The sequence below is a fragment of the Myroides odoratimimus genome, assembly GCF_030326305.1.
Classification (GTDB): Bacteria; Bacteroidota; Bacteroidia; order Flavobacteriales; family Flavobacteriaceae; genus Flavobacterium; species Flavobacterium odoratimimum_A.
Genome location: NZ_JACAKB010000009.1, coordinates 92,945 through 112,765 on the forward strand (window position 1 = coordinate 92,945; position 19,821 = coordinate 112,765).

The following is a 19,821-nucleotide window of genomic DNA, read 5'->3' on the forward strand; positions in this document are numbered from 1 at the left end:
ATGAAGCAAACTGACTATGCAATAGGTATCACCATACCAATAGAGGCAGATTATGTACTATCACCTACTGTACTATATGATGATACACTTACAGGTATCTACTTTAACACAGAAGATGAGCAGTACGGTCGTATCACATTTAGTAATCTAGATGCGATACGAGTATGTCGTGGAGAATATCTTCCCTATCCAGATGACTGGACAGAAGATAAGGAAGTGCCTTGGGTCTATGTAGTACAGCATTCTAAATGGCAAATGGAACGATATATGTATGAAAAAAGTCATTATGGAAGAACTTATGAATTTGGTGGTGATGTAGAAGATATGCGTACAGACTTTAAGCATTATATCTTTAAGTTTCACGACCAATTTGTTGAAGTTATCGCAAGAGGTTTTTGGTGGGAAAAGGACGCTAACTCTTTAATGAACCAACCTCTACAAAAAGGCCATCCTTTCTTAAACTTACCAGAGGAAGAAGCAACTTTACATCAAGCCCATGGATTAACTACTCAGATTACTAAAAATACACTGCCTATAGATGTACTAATAGAACAAGCTAAATATTGCTCTCAAAAGTTATATCAATTCGCTCTAATATTTGAAGGTAAAGCCAGTGTTGACAATACTGTATCTATAGTCAATAAAGATGGTAAAATACAGAGCGAGCTAAGAGGATATTTTGGCGGAAAGACTAAGGTATTCGACGGGGTTCCTACTTTAGAAGAAGTCCTTCCCTACATAGAAAAATATATGTCAGAAGTAGCAGAAAGAAGAAAAGCAATGAGAAAATAGATTTTATTTTCATTATATTACGCTCTAGAATTTCTAATCATTATGTAGACACTTTCAGATTAATGACTCATAAAATATTTCAAATTATCTAATTATCCAGAACTACTCTAGTTTTCTAGCTGACAGGTGTTAGGTTGATTTGATATGAGTCCGTTATGAGTCCGTAGTGAGTCCGTTATGAATCCGTTATTTTGACTAAAATAACGGAGTGAATATAGAAGCATTTCTCTATCACTGCTTATTCATTTCAAGCCAGACTCGACATAAACATTAAGAGAGGTCAAAGGGATTTACTAGATTATTCTTAACAATTACACAATATCATTCAGAATATATCTCTTTCGTAAGAATATACTTCATCAATTCACCTTCACCAATTGATATTTTATCATCACGTATTGTGTTATTTAGTCTATCAAATCCTATATGCACTGCAATATACAACCTAATCAATTGATAACAAACAAGGTGTAACAAATAATTCTAAATAATAAATCTCTATTTTTTTAACAAAACATAGTTCATCTATAACTGTTTTTTCACTATATTTAATGAACACTATTTTAGATATAAAAGTTGCGAATTATATATGACAGAGGAAGAAATAGAATTAGAAAACAGAGCAATTGCTAAAGAATACAAAGAGCTTTTAAAAATAAGTTATCAGACCTTATCTGAGGATGATAAAAAATTAATCCGTAAAGCATTTGATGTAGCGGTTGAAGCTCATAAAGATCAAAGAAGAAAATCTGGAGAAGCTTATATTTTCCACCCTATTGCTGTGGCAAAAATTGTCGCTTCAGAAATCGGTTTAGGCCCTACTTCCATTGCTGCGGCATTAATGCATGATGTAGTAGAAGACACAGATATTACAGTTGAGCAAATAGAAGAATGGTTTAATCCAAAAATTGCCAAAATTGTAGAAGGATTGACCAAGATGGCTATGTTAGAGCCAGATCCTCATATCTCTATGCAAGCGGAGAACTACCGTAAAATGCTATTGACACTAAATGATGATGTGCGTGTAATCTTGATTAAGATAGCTGACCGACTTCACAATATGCAGACCATGGAAAGCATGGTAGATTATAAACAGGCGAAAATAGCGTCAGAGACTTTATATATCTATGCTCCGTTAGCTCATCGATTAGGGTTATTTAATATTAAGACTAAACTAGAAGATTTAGGTCTAAAATATACAGAACCTCGCATCTATCAGGACATCGTCAATAGGATGAAAGAGAGTAAAGAAGAGCAAGATCAATACATACAAACAGTAAGTGATATTCTGAAAAAGTCATTAGACGAAGAACAGGTAGAATATTCAATGAAAGGAAGGCCGAAGTCGATCTACTCTATTCGTCGTAAGATGAAAGCACAGAATGTAACATTCGATGAGGTATATGACAAGTTTGCCTTGCGTATAATTTATAAATCTACTCCCCACGATGAGAAATTCATTGCCTGGAAGATTTACTCTATTGTGACAGATCACTTCCGCCCTAGTCCGAATAGACTTAGAGACTGGATATCAGCACCGAAATCTACTGGATATGAAGCTTTACATATTACAGTAATGGGGCCGAAAGGAAGATGGATAGAGATTCAAATCCGAAGTGAGCGCATGGATGAAATTGCAGAAAAGGGATATGCCGCTCACTATAAGTACAAGCAAGGTATTACAGAAGAAAATAGCTTAGACAAATGGTTAAATCAACTTAAAGAAGCTTTAGAAAATGCAGAGACAGACGCTGTAGACTTTGTTGAAGACTTTAAGCTGAGTCTATACGCTAAAGAGATTTATATTTTCACACCGAAAGGAGAGATTAAATCACTTCCTAAAGGAGCTACTGCTCTTGACTTTGCCTTTGCGATACACTCAGAAGTAGGATTGCGCACTAGAGGTACTCGTGTCAACGGCAGATTAGTACCGCTAAATCATGTACTTGTCAGTGGTGACCAGGTAGAAGTAATCACATCTGAGAATAAGAAGCCGAGCGTAAGCTGGCTAGACTATGTGACTACTACTCGAGCAAAAAATAAGATTAAAAGTTCGCTAAACGAAGACACGAAGCGCATTGCTGAAGACGGTAAGGAACAATTACAGCGCAAACTGAAACATCTAAAAGTAAATCTAGACGAAAAAACTGTGAATGAAATGGTAGCTTATTTTAAGCTAAAAACAAGTCAAGATTTATTCTATAGAATTGGAGCTGGTGTCATTGATAACGTTCAGTTAAAAGAATATGCTGCCAATAGAAACAACTCTTTATTTAGCTTCTTTAAAAAGACGATAAAAAGAGCGCCTTCTATCCCAGTTATCACAGATACAGCAGCTAATAAAACAGGTGATTTACTTGTATTCGGTAAAGACAATGAGAAGTTAGATTACAAACTAGCTACCTGTTGTAACCCTATACCAGGTGATGATGCATTCGGGTTCGTAACGATAAATGAAGGAATAAAAGTACATAAGACAGACTGTCCTAACGCGATCAGTATGCGATCTAACTATGCTTATAGAATCATCCAAGCACACTGGGTAGATTCTAAGGAAGCGATGAACTTCGAAGCGACTATCAATATCACAGGTCTTGATTCAGCTGGTCTAACTACTGAGATTACGAAGATTATCATAGAAAGTAAAGTCATCAATATTCGCAGTATCTCATTAAGTGAAAATGCTGGAATATTTAAAGGATCTATCACAGTGATCGTTCCGAATAATGATGTACTGAAAAAAATGATGGGTAACCTTAAGAAAATCGAGGGAATAGAAAAAGTAACACGTGTAAATCCATCATAAAATAATTATAATTTATTCGCATATAGACTAACCTTATTTGATTTATTATAATTCAAACGAAAATAGCTCTATATTTGCAACTAAGATATTTTTGAATATGGGAAGTGAAAAAAATCAAGAAATCGTAAAAAATGTGTTCACGAAGTTTTTAGAAGAAAGAGGACATCGTAAAACACCTGAGAGATATGCTATTCTTCAAGAAATATATGATAGCGAAGAGCACTTTGATATAGAGTCTCTTTATATCAAAATGAAGAATAAAAATTATCGTGTAAGTAGAGCTACGCTTTACAATACTATTGAAATTCTTTTAGAATGTGGACTTGTTAGAAGACACCAATTCGGTCAAAACCAAGCACACTATGAGAAGTCATATTTCGATAAACAACATGATCACATTATTTTAACTGATACAGGAGAAGTAATCGAGTTTTGTGATCCTCGTATACAGACTATTAAAAAGACAATTGAAGAAATCTTTAATATAGACATCCACAATCATTCTCTATACTTCTATGGAAATAGAAAGACAGTAGAAGAGGAAGAACAAGTGGAAAACAACAACTAATTTTCAAACTTTTTAACAACACAAACAATGACAGTAGACTTACTACTAGGCTTGCAATGGGGCGATGAAGGAAAAGGTAAAATCGTAGATGTACTAACTTCTAAATATGACATCATTGCTCGTTTTCAAGGAGGACCAAACGCGGGACACACTTTAGAATTTGATGGGATTAAACATGTATTACGCACTATCCCTTCTGGAATTTTCCATAAAAATTCTATTAACATCATTGGAAATGGTGTAGTGATTGACCCAGTAGTTTTCATCAAAGAGATTGAGGGATTAGAGAAGTTCAACATCGACATTTACACAAGATTATTAATTTCTAGAAAAGCTCACTTAATCTTACCTACTCACCGCTTACTAGATGCAGCTTCTGAAGCAGCAAAAGGAAAGGCAAAAATCGGTTCTACACTAAAAGGTATTGGCCCAACTTATATGGACAAAACAGGTAGAAATGGATTAAGAGTTGGAGACATCGAACTTGCTGATTTTAAAGAGCGTTACCGCAACTTAGCAGACAAGCATGAGGCGATGATTAAGTTCCACGATGTAGAGTTACAATACAACTTGGCTGAATTAGAAGAAGAGTTCTTCGCAGCAGTGGAGCAATTAAAGAAATTAACGTTCATCGATAGTGAAAACTATATCCATACAGCTCTAAGAGAAGGTAAATCTGTCCTAGCAGAAGGTGCACAAGGATCACTGTTAGACGTTGACTTTGGAACATATCCATTCGTTACATCATCTACTACTACAGCAGCAGGTGCATGTACAGGATTAGGAGTAGCTCCAAATAAAGTTAAAAATGTGTTTGGTATTTTTAAAGCTTATACTACACGTGTTGGTAGTGGGCCATTCCCTACAGAATTAGATAACGAAATCGGTGCTACTATGGCAACTGTAGGTCGTGAGTTCGGTTCTGTTACAGGACGTGCTAGACGTTGTGGATGGTTAGACCTAGTGGCTTTAAAATACGCAGTAGACGTGAATGGAGTTACAGAATTATACATGATGAAAGCTGACGTATTATCAGGTTTTGAATCATTACAAGTATGTACTAAATACTCGTATAAAGGAGAAGAGATCACTCACTTACCTTACAATATCGAGCCAGAAAACGTTGAGCCAATTTATGTTGAGAAAAAAGGTTGGAAAGCTGACTTAACAGGATTGACAGAGTATGATCAATTACCAGCGGAACTAAAAGAGTATATCAAATTCATCGAAGATGAAGTAGGTGTACCAGTAAAAATAGTTTCTGTAGGTCCAGATAGAACACAGACTATCTTAAAATAAGATACTTAAAAAACACTTCTTACGAAGTGTTTTTTTTTGCCCTTCTTCTAGCCTGTTTATAAATTCTTCTTAACTAAAATCTTTGTACGTATTTTTTACTTAAATTTGAAAAAAATATAGTGACTTGAGAACAATACCGTATTATTTACTTTTTATACTATTCGCATTACTAGGTTTTAGTCAAAACAAAAAAAAAATCATCATACATCACGCAGACTACTCTGATATCAATCATGAGGTACTGCCAGATGCTGTAATCTTAACAGGAAATATATCTGCTGAGCATGACGGTATGAATATGACATGTAATAAAGCGTACTTCTTCGAAAAAGAGAATTATCTAAAGCTTTTTGGGAATGTTCACATTGTACAAGGAGATACCTTAACAATGAATAGCCATTATGCTGAATATAATGGAATCAACGGTTTTGCTTATGCGCAAGGAGATGTATTACTTACTTCTCCAGACTCTACCTTAGAGACAGATACTTTAAAATATGATCGTTTAAAGGATCTTGTATTCTATGACAGTCATGCCACTATTCACAACAAGGGTAATGTATTAGAAAGCGAAAAAGGACGTTACTACACTACAGAAAAGAAGTTCCAATTCTTCACAGCTGTAAAAGTAACTTCAGATAAAGGAACAGTGATCAAGTCTAATCACTTAGATTTTTATGAAGTACCACAACACTCATATGTATTCGGTCCTTCCACTATAACTAACAAGGAAGATTATATCTATACTGAAAATGGTTTTTATGATGTAAAAAACGATTTAGGTAAGATGGTAAAGAACTCTTTTATCTGGTATGATAAAAGAAAAATAGAAGGAGATTCTATCTATTATTCTAAACTAAAAGATTTTGCTTCTGCAACGAATAACGTTAGAATAACTGATACTATCAATAAAAGTAAAATAACTGGACACTACGCAGAGTTATACAAAGCTAAGGACTCGATGTTCGTTACTAAAAAAGCTTTAGTTAGTATGAAATCACAAGAGGGAGATTCTGTGTATATGCACGCTCCGCGTATTTTACTGACAGGAAAGGATAAAGAGCGCGTAATACGCGCCTTTAACGATGCTCGTATACTACGTGATAGTATGAGTGGTAAAGCAGACTCTATTCACTGGAGTGAAAAAGCGGGCTTAACACAGATGATAGGTAAACCTGTTATCTGGAATGGAGATAGTCAGGTCACAGGTCGTTTTATTCACCTACTTAGTAATGCAGAGACTCAGAAGATGGACTCTCTAAAAGTATTAGAAAATGCCTTCGTGATTCAAAAAGATACAATAGGAGATGGTTATAATCAATTAAAAGGTGTTAACTTATACGGTAAATTTAAAGAGAATAAACTAGATGAGTTAGACTTGATTAAAAATGCAGAGCTTATCTATTATATGTATAATGACAAGAACGAATTAGTCGGTATCGATAAAGGGATTTGTAGTCATATCAATGTCAGTTTCTTAGAAGGTAAGATTAACACGGCTACAAAATATGTAGATCCTAAAGGAGACTTATATCCTGAGAAGCTACTACCTAAAAATGCTCGTCTATTAAGAGATTTCTTATACAGAGGTGACGAAAAGATAAACTCATTAGAAGATATATTCACTGATGAGGAATTACATAAAGAGAAAAAAGGAGAACAAGCAAGAGAAGACATGAAAGAAGGTTATAATAAGCCTATAGACATTCTCCCTGAAACAATAAAAGCTACACCTGGACTATCTAAAAAACTAGAAGAGGACAGCAAAAAACAAGAGAACAAAGCGCCTAAAAAAGGCAAAAAGTAAAGTAATGAAAGAAGATTTTTATAAATATCAAGCACAGACTTCACCTAATCCTCTAGCAATGGAGATATCTCATGCTAAAGGTTCTTATATATATGACAAGAATAACAAAGCGTATTTAGACTTCGTAGCAGGTGTATCTGCATGTACATTAGGACATCAACACGAAAGAGTGAATAACGCGATTAAGGATCAATTAGATAAATATTCGCATGTAATGGTATATGGTGAATATATCCAAGACCCTTCTGTAGAATTTTGTAAACTGCTAGCAGAGAATATCCCTGCTCCACTAAATAAAACCTATTTAGTAAACTCAGGTACTGAAGCTACTGAAGGTGCTTTAAAGTTAGCAAAAAGAGTAACAGGAAGAAGTCAACTAATCTCTTGCTTCAACGCGTATCATGGTAATACTATGGGATCTATGAGTGTTATGGGGTTTGAGGAAAGAAAGCGTGCTTTTAGACCACTACTTCCAGATGTAGACTTCATTCACTTTAACTGTGTAGAAGATTTACAAAAGATAACAACCAAAACAGCTGGTATTATCTTAGAGACTATACAAGGAGGCGCTGGATTTGTAGAGCCTTTTGACGGGTTCTTAACGAAAGTACGCGAAAGATGTACTGAAGTAGGTGCCTTAATGATCGTAGATGAAATCCAACCAGGTTTCGGTAGAACAGGTAAACTGTTTGGATTCCAAAACTATGACGTAGTTCCTGACGTGATCGTTATGGGAAAAGGTATGGCTAGTGGGATGCCAGTAGGTGCATTCACTGCTAGTGATGAACACATGAATCAGTTATATGACAACCCTAGATTTGGACATATCACTACTTTCGGTGGTCACCCTGTTATCGCAGCAGCAAGTTTAGCAACTTTAAGAGAATTAGTAGAAACTGACCTTATGGCTCAGACACTAGAAAAAGAAAAGTTATTTAGAGAACTATTAGTTCACCCCCTTATTGAAGAAATCAGAGGTCGTGGTCTAATGATTGCACCTATGACACCTAGTGCTGATATTACTAATAGAGTAATCATGAAGTGTCAAGACAAAGGATTAATATTATTCTGGCTACTGTTTGAAGGAAAAGCGATAAGAATCACTCCTCCCCTTACAGTATCAGAAACAGAAATAAAAGAAGGATGTGCTATCATCATTGAAGCACTAAATGAAGTACAAAAAGAATTAGGATTATAATATCCTAAATAATCAACTTAAATACAAATATGCATTTAGATAACGAAGAAGAAGAATACAAATTATCTCTATCTCGTTTTGAGTCTATGTTAAAGACCAATAAGGTTTTGTTTTTTGATTCAGAAGAGTTTGAGAATATCATTCTACACTATCTCGATTCTGGAAAGCTAAACCTAGCGAAAAAAGCGCTAAAACTGGGACTAGAACAACATCCTAACTCTATTGGGTTAAAACTGGTAGAAGTAGAATTATTAGTATTCCAAAATAAATTAGAAGCTGCTGACCGCTTATTAAACGAAATAGAAAGTATAGATCCGGAGAATGAAGAAGTGTTCATTCAACGCGCTACTGTATACTCTAAAAAAGGAAGACATGAAGAGGCTATCGTATCTCTACAAAAAGCATTGACTCTGACAGAGGATCTAGCAGACGTCTACTCTTTATTAGGAATGGAATATCTATTATTAGATAAAATAGATCAAGCAAAAGATAACTTTATTCTATGTCTAGAACATGATGAAGAAGATCAGTCTGCTTTATATAATGTTGTATACTGTTTTGACTTCCTTAGTGAGAATGAGGAAGCTATATCGTTCTTAACTAAATTTATTGACAAGAATCCTTATAGTGAGATTGCTTGGCACCAATTGGGAAGACAGTATTTTACAATTAAAAATTACGAAAAAGCAGAATGGGCTTTTGATTATGCTACCCTGATAGACGAAGAGTTTATCGGTGCTTATATCGAAAAAGGTAAAACACAAGAGAAGCTAAATAAGTTTAAAGAAGCTATTGACAACTATATGACTACTTTAGAATTAGATGATCCTAACTCTTATGTATTAATGCGCATAGGTAGTTGTCATGAAAGTCTTAATAACTTTCCTCAAGCTTATCAATATTACAAAAAAGCAGTACATGAAGACCCTATGCTAGACAAAGGATGGATAGCATTAACTGATTTATGTATCACAGAGTCTAATTATGAGAAAGCATTATTCTATTTGCAAAAAGCACTTCAAATAGATGAATTCAATGAAAAATACTGGATAAGACATGCTATTCTAAATAAAACATTGTTTAACTTTGAAGAGGCTGAACGAGGTTATAAGGTAGCTGCTGAACTTGGAACAGATATTGTAGAGCATTGGACAGGTTGGGCGGATGTATTGTATCTTCTAGGAGATTTTAACACTGCGATACAGAAACTTTTACAAATAGCTAACTTCCATCCTAATGATGCTGAAATTGATTATAGATTAGCTGTTATATACTTTACCCTACATGATATAGATAAAGGTACAGAATATCTAATTAATGGTCTGAATAAGAACTTTGAAAAGAGAGCAATTATAGAAACATACTTCCCTAATCAATGGGAGAACCCTATAGTACAAAGTATTATCAAAAATTACAATAAACAATAAAGCTATTCTTAAGAATAGCTTTTTTTATAAAAACTCAATATGACTAAACGCTACGGATTAATAGGTAAAAACATAGATTATTCTTTCTCACGTACCTACTTTGCAGAAAAGTTTGAGAAATTAAAAGACAAAAAAAGTATTTATGTAAACTTTGATTTACAAAACATAAATGAGTTTTCTAAAATACTAGAAAACCACAAGGATATAAAAGGGTTAAATGTAACTATACCTTACAAACAATCAATTATTCCCTATCTAGATTCACTTTCTAAGAAAGCTAAAGCTATTGGAGCTATTAACACAATTCAAATCAATAAAAAAGGACAATTAAAAGGCTATAATACAGATTGGTATGGCTTCTACCACTCCCTAAAACCAATGCTAAAGTTTCATCATAAACGTGCCTTAATACTCGGTACTGGAGGAGCTAGCAAGGCAATTGAATATGCCCTTAAGAAATTAGGTATAAAATACACTTTCGTCAGCAGAACAAAAGAAGACTATAATCTAACTTATAGTGAACTGACTGAAGAAATAATGAATCATTATACGATCATAATCAATACTACACCGGTTGGAACATTTCCTAATATTGACCAGATGCCTGAAGTTCCTGTACATCTGCTATCAAAAAGGCATATAGTATATGATCTTATCTATAACCCTGAAGAAACTACCCTAATGAAAGAAGCAAAAGTATATGGCGCAAAAGTGAAGAACGGCTATGAAATGCTAGTACTTCAGGCGGAAAAAGCATATAAGATTTGGAATAAACCATTCAGTAGAGATTAATACTAAATAATTGATATAATTAGTTCTAGCAGAATAAAAGTACGATTTATTCAATATTTTTTACTAAATTTGAGAGAGCGCGTTTATTTATTGCGCTTTACTACATATTGTTTAAATAAATACTTTTTCAAACATGTTAGAACAAAAGAATGATAACCTGCATGAGCTAGCAGATGGACAAAAACCGGAATCAAATTCAAATGCGGTTGTCCCAACTGATAAAGAAATAGCTCTTGATTCTATTACAGCTTCAAATGCTGAGGAAGGTGAAGATTTAGCTTCTTATGAAGAAACCAACATCCCTACTGTTAACTACGAAAAACTAGACTTAGAAAAACTAACTAAAGAACTTCATAAATTAGTCAAGAATTACAAAGTAACAGCTATTAAAGATCACGTAGAAGACATCAAAAAAGAATTCTATAGTAAATATAATGATCTTATAGATGAAAAGAAAGAAGCTTTCTTTGACGAAAACCCTGATGCAAATGAATCAGATTTTCAGTACATCCTTCCTATTAAAACTGATTTTGACAAATACTATGATGAGTATAGAGTAGCTAAAAATGCATACTTTAAACAACTTCAGAATAACCTTAATGTAAATCTAGAAAAACGTTTAGCTATTATAGAGAAATTAAAACAATTAATAGAAAACGAGCATAATGGTGATGCATTAAAACAATTAGGAGAACTTAGAGAAGAATGGAAGACCGCTGGTCCTATACCCAAAGACAAATACAATCACGTATGGAATAACTATCACTTCCATGTAGAGAGATTCTATGACCAGTTACACCTAGATAGAGAATCAAGAGATCTTGACTTTAAATATAACTTAGAACAGAAACAAAAGCTAATCGCAAGAGCAGAAGAACTATTAGAAAATGACGACATTATTAAGTCATTTAGAGAGCTACAGACGCTACATAGAATCTGGAAAGAAGAGATAGGACCAGTAGATCGAGAGATAAGAGAACAAATCTGGGATCAGTTCAGCGAAATCACAAAACAACTACACGATAAGCGAGAAATATTATTCGAACAACTGAGAAGTGTCGAAAGAGAAAATCTTGCCTTAAAAGTGGCTATAATAAGCGAAATAGACATTCTTTCTAAGCAAAAGATAACCAACCATAACCAATGGCAGAAAGAAATAGCTAAAGTAGAAGAGCTAAGACAGCGTTTCTTCTCTATAGGTAAAGTACCAGTAGATAATAACGAACAAGTTTGGGATCTATTTAAACTAGCTACAAGAAACTTTAATAGTAATAAAAATGCTTATTACAAAGAGCTTAAAAAAGAGCAACAAGACAACTATGCTAAAAAACTAGCATTGATAAAAAGAGCTCAAGAATTAAAGGACAGTGAGGATTTTGCAAAGGTTACTCCTATTATGAAAAAGATACAGGATGACTGGAAACTAATAGGTCATGTACCTCGCAAATATTCTGATCAACTATGGGCTGATTTTAAAGAAGCTTGTAACTCTTATTTTGATAGATACCATGCTATTAAAAATAAAGAATCTGCCGTAGAACTAGATGCTTATAATAGAAAGAAAGAATACTTAGATCTATTAAAAGGATTTCAATTATCTGGTGATCACAAGACAGATTTAGGAGAAATCAAGAATCATATCAACAATTGGAAATCTATTGGTGCTGTACCTGCTAACAAACGTTTTATAGAAGGTAAATTCAACAAGATTCTAGATGTGCTATTTGACAAACTAAGTTTAAGTAAAAGAGAAACTGAAGCGGTTAAGTTCAATAATAGATTAGAATCTATATTAGAGACAAATGATAAGCGAAAGCTACAGAATGAAGCTGTATTTATTCAAAGAAAAATAGAAGAAATAAACTCATCTATTATTCAATTAGAAAATAACCTAGCTTACATTCAGAATCCTAGTGACGATAATCCTTTTGTAAAAGAAGTTAAAAAGAGCATAGAAAAACAAAGAGATGATTTAAAAATCTGGGAAGATAAATTAACCCAAATCAGAAATATATAAGTACAAAAAAAGAGAAACTAAGGTTTCTCTTTTTTTTTGTATTCTTGAACAGAAATACTTTAGAAAAAAAGGTGGATTTAATAAATCCACCTTTTTATATCATAATAGAATCCTATTATTATTTATTTGTTTTAGCTTCTAATGCTTTTAATTTATCAGTCATTTCTAATGCACGATAAATATTTTTTAAAGTACTAATAGCTGCTTCATTACCAGGATTGATAGAAATAACTTTCTCTAAGTCATTCATCGCATCTTTATAAATAGCATGTTTTTCTTTTTGATACTGCTCATATTTCTTATTATCAGCAGCAGACATACCTAAACTATTCATTTTATTAGTCAACTCCTGGTCTGGTTGTAACTTAAGGAAAGCCATGTTTAAATAAGCATTTTCAGACTTAGGGTTAATACGGATAGCTTGTTCATAATATTTACGAGCATCTTCAAAACGTCCAGCATCAAAACTAGTAACTCCTAAGTTGTATAATAATACATCATCATTAGGGTTTTTAGCTAAAGCTTGTTTTGCTAATTCCTCATATTTACCCATATTATTAGACTTTAGGTAAAGATCCATATGAGTTAATAATAAGTTGATATCGTCTGGATTAGCTTCTCTAGCTGCTACGATAGCTTTTTCAGCCTCTTCTGTTTTACCTTCTTGGCTATAGATCAACACTAAGTTTTTAAGAATCTCTGGTCTTTTAGAGTCCTCTTTTACAAACTTAGGGTCAGTATGAGTACCTTGTTTTACCATCAAGTCACGCATTTTAGCGTCTTTCCCGAAACTTTGTACTTGACCAGAAGCTTTCTCTACTGCAGTATAGTAAGACTCACTTCCATTATATCCTAAATCAACTAATTTCTTATAGTTCTCTACAGCAGTAGCATAATCTTTAGAGTTAATAGCCGTAGAAGCCGCATAGTATAAATACACAGTATCTTTAGGACTTAACTCATAAGCTTGAGTAAAACGTCTAGTAGCACCTTTATAATTAGCAGAACCATTATCTTCGATAGCTTGTCCTACAACTTTAGTAGCAACACTTGCTATCTCTTCGTCGGCTTGCTTAACGATTTTACTTCCTTTATTTGTTTCAAACTCATTCAATTTTTTGTAAGAAGCAATAATAGCATCAACGTTATTATCTACATCTACATCCTTTTGAATTTGAGAATAGGCTAATGTTCCTTGTAGAGCATAATATTGTGCTTTCTCAGCGTTAGAAGCATTTCCTAATACTGCTTCAACTGCTTTTAAAGCAGCAGTTGCTTCAGTTACATTTCCTTTTTTTACAGCTTTCTCAGCGTCTTTAAGCTCTTTTTTTTGAGCCATTGTCAACCCTGATAACATTAAAGCTGACAATAAGTAAACATATCTTTTATTCATAATATATTGGTATGTGTTTTATTCTAAATTATCACTCCCTTGATCATCAATATCAATGATTGTATCAATATCTCCTTCTAAGATATCTTCATCATCCTCTGCCATAACTTTACATACAGCTGCGATAGAGTCATTTCCTTTAATATTAATTAAACGAACTCCTTGAGTTGCACGTCCCATTACACGAAGATCTGAAACTTTCATACGAATGGTTAAACCTGATTTGTTAATGATCATTAAGTCATCTGCATCAGTAACAGAATTAATAGACACTAACAATCCTGTCTTATCAGTAATGTTCATTGTCTTAACTCCCTTACCTCCACGGTTAGTCTCACGGTATTCATCTAAAGAAGAACGCTTACCATAACCATTCTCTGACACCACAAGAATCTCACTATTTAAATCACTTACAGATACCATTCCGATTACTTCATCTTTATCATCTGCTAGAGTAATACCTCTAACACCTGACGCAGTTCTTCCCATAGGACGAGTTTTCTCTTCATCAAAACGAACTAATTTACCAGAACGAAGTGCTAATAACACCTTACTCTTACCATCAGTTAATTTTGCTTCTAGTAATTCGTCATCTTCTTTAATCGTAATTGCATTAATACCATTTTGACGAGGTCTAGAATATTGCTCTAATGGTGTTTTCTTCACCTGACCTTGTTTGGTAGCCATGATAACGAAGTGCTCATTGATGTACTCTTCATCTTTAAGATCTTGAGTACAGATGAATGCTTTCACTTTATCATCATTCTCAATATTGATTAAGTTCTGAATAGCACGTCCTTTACTTGTCTTAGTTCCTTCTGGAATTTCATAAACTCTCATCCAGAAACACTTACCTTTTTGAGTAAAGAATAACATGTATTGGTGATTAGTAGCCACATACATATGCTCTAAGAAATCTTGATCTCTTGTACCAGCAGATTTCTGCCCTACTCCTCCTCTATTCTGAGTTTTGTATTCAGTCAGTGGAGTACGTTTAATATATCCTGCATGAGAAATAGTAATTACTACTTGCTCATCAGCAATTAAATCAGTGATACTAACATCTCCTCCTGCATATTCAATAACAGAACGACGCTCATCACCATATTTTTCTTTTATCTCAGTTAACTCCTCTTTAATCAAGTTCATTCTTAGCTCTACGCTAGCTAACAACTCTCTTAAATGATTAATTAACTTCATGATTTCTTCATACTCAGCACGTAGTTTATCCTGCTCTAGTCCTGTTAACTGACGTAAACGCATTTCTACAATAGCACGAGCTTGAATCTCTGATAAGCTAAAACGCTCTATTAATTTAGCTCTAGCCTCATCAGCATTACTAGAAGAACGAATAAGAGCAATTACTTCATCGATATTATCAGATGCAATAATTAATCCTTCTAAAATATGCGCTCTTTCTTCTGCTTTTCTTAACTCAAACTGAGTTCTACGAGTCACCACATCTAAACGGTGATCTACGAAATGAGAGATTAACTCTTTTAAATCTAATAACTGAGGTCTTCCATTTACTAATGCGATATTATTCACACTGAACGAAGACTGCAATTGAGTATATTTATAAAGTGTATTTAAAACAATATTTGGAACAGCATCACGCTTTAATACGTATACAATACGCATTCCTTTTCTATCAGATTCATCGCGAATAGTAGCAATACCTTCGATCTTTTTCTCGTTAATAGCTTCAGCAGTTTTCTTAATCATTTCTGCTTTATTAACTTGGAAAGGAATCTCAGTCACTACGATAGACTCTCTACCATCTACTTCTTCAAAATTAGCTTTAGCACGCATTACTACACGTCCACGACCAGTTTTAAAAGCTTCGCGTACTCCTTCATATCCATAGATAATACCACCAGTAGGGAAATCAGGAGCTTTAATATAATTGATTAATTCATCGATTTCAATATCATTATTATCGATATAAGCCAATGTACCATCTATAACCTCTGATAAGTTATGAGGTGCCATATTCGTTGCCATACCCACTGCGATACCCGATGCCCCATTCACTAATAAAGTAGGGATTCTAGTCGGCATTACTTTAGGCTCTTCTAAAGTATCATCGAAGTTTAATTGAAAATCTACAGTCTCTTTGTCAATATCAGCAAGAATCTCTTCAGACATCTTCTTCATTCTTGCCTCTGTGTAACGCATCGCTGCAGGACTATCTCCATCTACAGATCCAAAGTTACCTTGTCCGTCCACTAGTAGATAACGCATACTCCAATCCTGTGCCATACGTACCATAGCGTCGTACACTGAACTATCTCCATGTGGGTGATATTTACCTAAAACCTCTCCTACAATTCTCGCAGACTTTTTATGTGCTCTATTAGACATGATGCCTAATTCATACATTCCAAATAATACTCTTCGATGAACAGGTTTTAAGCCATCTCTAACATCAGGAAGCGCTCTAGAAACAATAACTGACATCGAGTAATCGATATAAGCAGATTTCATTTGCTCCTCTATGTTAATAGGAATTAACTTTTCTCCTTCAGACATAAGTATATAAAATTAAAAATTGTCAAATTATTAAACGCGCTAATATACAGTTTTTATAGGTTTTCTCCATGTTTTTATACAAGTATTTCACTTGATTATCTAACAAATTGATTTTTTCTAAAAAAAACACTTTCTTCCTTTTTTATTAAAGTTTTTTTTTGTCAATTAGCTAATGTCAGCTTTATACTATAGGTACACTTTTTGTATCTTTAAAGATTAAAATGAATATTCACCTAATTTGAATTGAAAAATGGATGATAATTTCTCACAAGAAGTAAAAGATGTAATTTCGTATAGCAAGGACGAGGCTATTAGGCTTAGTCATGACTCTATTGGTACTGAGCATCTATTACTAGGACTATTAAAAGTGGAACAAGGTGAAGCGTCTAATATTTTAAATAACCTGGACATAGATGTTGATTTTCTACGTCACAAAATAGAAACATTAAACCCTGCTTCTCATAATAAAGAACTGCTGAGTAATAAACTACAATTACACCTCACAAAGCAAGCTGAGCGTGCATTAAGACTTACATACTTAGAAGTAAAGTTATTCAAAAGTACAGAGATAAACTCTGTTCACTTGCTACTTTGTATTCTAAAAAATAGCGATGATCCTACTACGCAAATCTTAAATAAGATGAAGGTGGATTATGAAGCTGTGAAACAAGCTTATTTAAATACTAGTGAGCCTCAAAAAGACTCTTCTGATGATTTGTTCGAAAGTCCTAAAGCACAAACTTTTGATGATGCAAGTCAAGATGACAGTAAAAGTACTGACAGTAATGACAATATTACAGCTAAAACATCTAAGAGAAGTAAAACTCCTGTATTAGATAATTTCGGTAGAGATTTAACCGAAATGGCGGAGAACGGCAAGCTAGATCCTGTAGTTGGACGTGAAAAAGAAATAGAGCGTGTGTCTCAAATTCTAAGTAGACGCAAGAAGAACAACCCTCTACTAATCGGAGAACCTGGTGTAGGTAAATCTGCTATAGCGGAAGGATTAGCTCTACGTATTATTCAGAAAAAAGTATCTCGCATCTTATACAATAAGAGAGTTGTAACTCTTGACTTAGCTAGTCTTGTAGCTGGAACTAAATACAGAGGACAGTTTGAAGAGCGTATGAAGGCTGTAATGAATGAACTAGAGAAGAATGATGATATTATCTTATTTATTGATGAGATACATACTATAGTAGGTGCTGGTGGAGCTACGGGTTCACTAGATGCTTCTAATATGTTCAAACCTGCATTAGCTCGAGGAGAAATCCAATGTATTGGTGCTACTACATTAGATGAGTTTAGACAGCATATCGAGAAAGATGGAGCTTTAGAACGTCGTTTCCAAAAAGTAATCGTAGAACCTACTACTGTAGACGAAACAATTACCATCTTAAACAACATTAAAGACAAGTACGAAAGCCATCATAATGTAACCTATACTGACGAAGCTATCGAAGCATGTGTTAAGCTAACGAACAGATATATGAGTGATCGTTTCTTACCAGACAAAGCTATCGATGCTATGGACGAAGTAGGTTCTCGTGTTCATATAACTAATATCAATGTACCAGATAATATCCTTGAACTAGAACAAAAGCTAGAACATACTAAGGAGCAAAAGAATGAAATGGTACAAAAACAAAAGTATGAAGAAGCTGCTCGTTTAAGAGATGATGAAAAACAACTAGAGAAAGACTTAGCTGTAGCTCAAGAAAACTGGGAACAAGAAGTAAAAGAAAACAGAATAGTGGTTACTGAAGAGAATGTAGCTGATGTAGTTTCAATGATGACAGGCATTCCTGTAAATAGAATTGCAGAAAAAGAAATCACTAAGCTCGCTAATCTTCCTCAGTTAATTAAAGGTAAGGTAATTGGTCAAGACGAAGCTGTTAGCAAAATAGCGAAAGCGATTCAAAGAAATAGAGCAGGATTAAAAGATCCTAATAGACCTATTGGTTCCTTTATTTTCTTAGGACAAACAGGAGTTGGTAAAACCCAACTAGCTAAAGTAATCGCTAAAGAAATGTTTGACTCAGAAGATGCTCTTATCCGTATCGACATGAGTGAATACATGGAGAAGTTTGCTATCTCTAGATTAGTAGGAGCGCCTCCAGGATATGTCGGTTATGAAGAAGGTGGTCAGTTAACAGAGAAAATTAGAAGAAAGCCTTATAGCGTGATTCTTTTTGATGAAATCGAAAAAGCACATCCAGATGTATTTAATATGCTGCTTCAAGTACTGGACGATGGACATCTAACTGATAGCTTAGGACGCAAAGTTGATTTTAGAAACACCATTATCATCATGACTTCTAATATCGGAGCACGTCAATTAAAAGATTTCGGACAAGGAGTTGGTTTTGGTACAACTGCTAGACAGGAACAAACAGATCAACATTCTAAATCTGTGATAGAAAATGCACTAAAAAAGGCCTTTGCTCCAGAATTTTTAAATAGAATAGATGATATCATTGTGTTCAATGCTCTAGAAAGAAAAGACATAGACTTAATCATAGATATAGAACTTCAGAAGTTATTTAGAAGAATTACTGACCTTGGTTATGAATTAACATTAAGTACAGACGCAAAAGATTTTATCGCAGAAAAAGGCTTTGATAAACAATATGGTGCAAGACCTCTTAAAAGAGCGATTCAGAAGTATATCGAAGACCCGCTAGCAGAAGAAATTGTAAACTCTAAAATAATGCTAGGCGACAGTATCGAAATGAAGCTTAATGAAGCGAAAGATGCACTAGAAATAGCAACTATAGCAAAATAATAAATACTCTTCTCTCAAGAAGAAATCAATAAAAAGAGGATATCCCTAAGGGATATCCTCTTTTTTTACCTCCTTACGTATTTTATTCCTCTTCCCTTCTACTCCATACTTTTCTCTATCTCGTTCTAAGTTGCTTTAGGATTCCCAGGAGTACTCTAAAGCATTTCTTCGACAAAACCCTCCTTTTACCTAGTAAACTCCAAGTATACCCCTAACAAACCTCAAGAAAGTGCAAGCTAAGCCCTTACATTTTATTTTTTAAACCAAAACTATTACACTGCAACTTAATTATCCATCTATTTTTTGATTTGATTATAATTTTTTACTCTTAATGATCATAGTCCGCTTTACGATCCAAACCCTACTATAAAACGTAAAAAATCAAACACTTAACTTACTTGTTTC

General features: G+C 34.0%; 12 protein-coding genes. 10 read left to right on the top strand and 2 right to left on the bottom strand.

What is annotated here, in order from left to right; genetic code table 11:
• From HX049_RS09025 to HX049_RS09065, 9 genes are all read left to right on the top strand, one after another.
• Positions 1 to 792 carry a hypothetical protein gene (locus tag HX049_RS09025; RefSeq protein ID WP_286415488.1) on the top strand — a complete coding sequence of 264 codons (792 nt, stop codon included), beginning with the start codon at positions 1 to 3 and terminating at the stop codon, positions 790 to 792.
• Positions 793 to 1,381: 589 nt separating this feature from the next.
• On the top strand, positions 1,382 to 3,598 hold the full coding sequence (locus HX049_RS09030; RefSeq protein ID WP_286415490.1) for a RelA/SpoT family protein: 2,217 nt from the start codon (positions 1,382 to 1,384) through the stop codon (positions 3,596 to 3,598).
• Between the two features lie 97 nt (positions 3,599 to 3,695).
• Complete coding sequence (locus HX049_RS09035) at positions 3,696 to 4,166, top strand: Fur family transcriptional regulator (protein WP_025124782.1); 471 nt, start codon at positions 3,696 to 3,698, stop codon at positions 4,164 to 4,166.
• Between the two features lie 27 nt (positions 4,167 to 4,193).
• The gene (locus HX049_RS09040) at positions 4,194 to 5,465 is read left to right on the top strand and encodes an adenylosuccinate synthase (protein ID WP_286415491.1); all 1,272 of its coding nucleotides are present in this window, start codon (positions 4,194 to 4,196) and stop codon (positions 5,463 to 5,465) included.
• A gap of 124 nt (positions 5,466 to 5,589) precedes the next feature.
• On the top strand, positions 5,590 to 7,272 hold the full coding sequence (locus HX049_RS09045; protein ID WP_286415492.1) for an OstA-like protein: 1,683 nt from the start codon (positions 5,590 to 5,592) through the stop codon (positions 7,270 to 7,272).
• Positions 7,273 to 7,276: 4 nt separating this feature from the next.
• The gene (locus tag HX049_RS09050) at positions 7,277 to 8,470 is read left to right on the top strand and encodes an aspartate aminotransferase family protein (RefSeq protein ID WP_041890063.1); all 1,194 of its coding nucleotides are present in this window, start codon (positions 7,277 to 7,279) and stop codon (positions 8,468 to 8,470) included.
• Between the two features lie 29 nt (positions 8,471 to 8,499).
• Positions 8,500 to 9,897: a tetratricopeptide repeat protein gene (locus HX049_RS09055; RefSeq protein WP_286415493.1), complete on the top strand. Its 1,398-nt coding sequence runs from the start codon at positions 8,500 to 8,502 to the stop codon at positions 9,895 to 9,897.
• Between the two features lie 39 nt (positions 9,898 to 9,936).
• Positions 9,937 to 10,689, top strand: coding sequence for a shikimate dehydrogenase family protein (locus tag HX049_RS09060; protein WP_286415494.1), 753 nt, complete (start codon positions 9,937 to 9,939; stop codon positions 10,687 to 10,689).
• A 133-nt stretch (positions 10,690 to 10,822) separates the two neighbouring features.
• Positions 10,823 to 12,706 (top strand): DUF349 domain-containing protein, encoded by a 1,884-nt coding sequence (locus HX049_RS09065; protein ID WP_286415495.1) that lies wholly within the window; start codon positions 10,823 to 10,825, stop codon positions 12,704 to 12,706.
• Between the two features lie 118 nt (positions 12,707 to 12,824).
• Here HX049_RS09065 and HX049_RS09070 read toward each other — a convergent pair whose 3' ends face one another.
• Both HX049_RS09070 and gyrA read right to left on the bottom strand, forming a co-directional pair.
• On the bottom strand, positions 12,825 to 14,099 hold the full coding sequence (locus tag HX049_RS09070) for a tetratricopeptide repeat protein (RefSeq protein WP_286415497.1): 1,275 nt from the start codon (positions 14,097 to 14,099) through the stop codon (positions 12,825 to 12,827).
• 18 nt (positions 14,100 to 14,117) lie between these two features.
• Positions 14,118 to 16,631, bottom strand: a complete 2,514-nt coding sequence (gyrA, locus tag HX049_RS09075) for a DNA gyrase subunit A (protein ID WP_286415498.1) — start codon at positions 16,629 to 16,631, stop codon at positions 14,118 to 14,120.
• Between the two features lie 250 nt (positions 16,632 to 16,881).
• On the opposite strand from gyrA, the gene HX049_RS09080 reads away from it, so the two are divergent.
• Positions 16,882 to 19,416, top strand: coding sequence for an ATP-dependent Clp protease ATP-binding subunit (locus HX049_RS09080; RefSeq protein ID WP_286415500.1), 2,535 nt, complete (start codon positions 16,882 to 16,884; stop codon positions 19,414 to 19,416).
• The last annotated feature ends 405 nt before the right edge of the window (positions 19,417 to 19,821 follow it).

Excerpts from the sequence above, each read along its gene's own strand:
- HX049_RS09035 (WP_025124782.1), top strand. The coding sequence starts at position 3,696 with ATGGGAAGTGAAAAAAATCAAGAAATCGTAAAAAATGTGTTCACGAAG.
- HX049_RS09040 (WP_286415491.1), top strand. The coding sequence starts at position 4,194 with ATGACAGTAGACTTACTACTAGGCTTGCAATGGGGCGATGAAGGAAAA.
- HX049_RS09065 (WP_286415495.1), top strand. The coding sequence starts at position 10,823 with ATGTTAGAACAAAAGAATGATAACCTGCATGAGCTAGCAGATGGACAA.
- HX049_RS09070 (WP_286415497.1), bottom strand. The coding sequence starts at position 14,099 with ATGAATAAAAGATATGTTTACTTATTGTCAGCTTTAATGTTATCAGGG.
- HX049_RS09030 (WP_286415490.1), top strand. The coding sequence starts at position 1,382 with ATGACAGAGGAAGAAATAGAATTAGAAAACAGAGCAATTGCTAAAGAA.
- HX049_RS09080 (WP_286415500.1), top strand. The coding sequence starts at position 16,882 with ATGGATGATAATTTCTCACAAGAAGTAAAAGATGTAATTTCGTATAGC.
- HX049_RS09060 (WP_286415494.1), top strand. The coding sequence starts at position 9,937 with ATGACTAAACGCTACGGATTAATAGGTAAAAACATAGATTATTCTTTC.
- HX049_RS09050 (WP_041890063.1), top strand. The coding sequence starts at position 7,277 with ATGAAAGAAGATTTTTATAAATATCAAGCACAGACTTCACCTAATCCT.
- gyrA (WP_286415498.1), bottom strand. The coding sequence starts at position 16,631 with ATGTCTGAAGGAGAAAAGTTAATTCCTATTAACATAGAGGAGCAAATG.
- HX049_RS09025 (WP_286415488.1), top strand. The coding sequence starts at position 1 with ATGAAGCAAACTGACTATGCAATAGGTATCACCATACCAATAGAGGCA.
- HX049_RS09055 (WP_286415493.1), top strand. The coding sequence starts at position 8,500 with ATGCATTTAGATAACGAAGAAGAAGAATACAAATTATCTCTATCTCGT.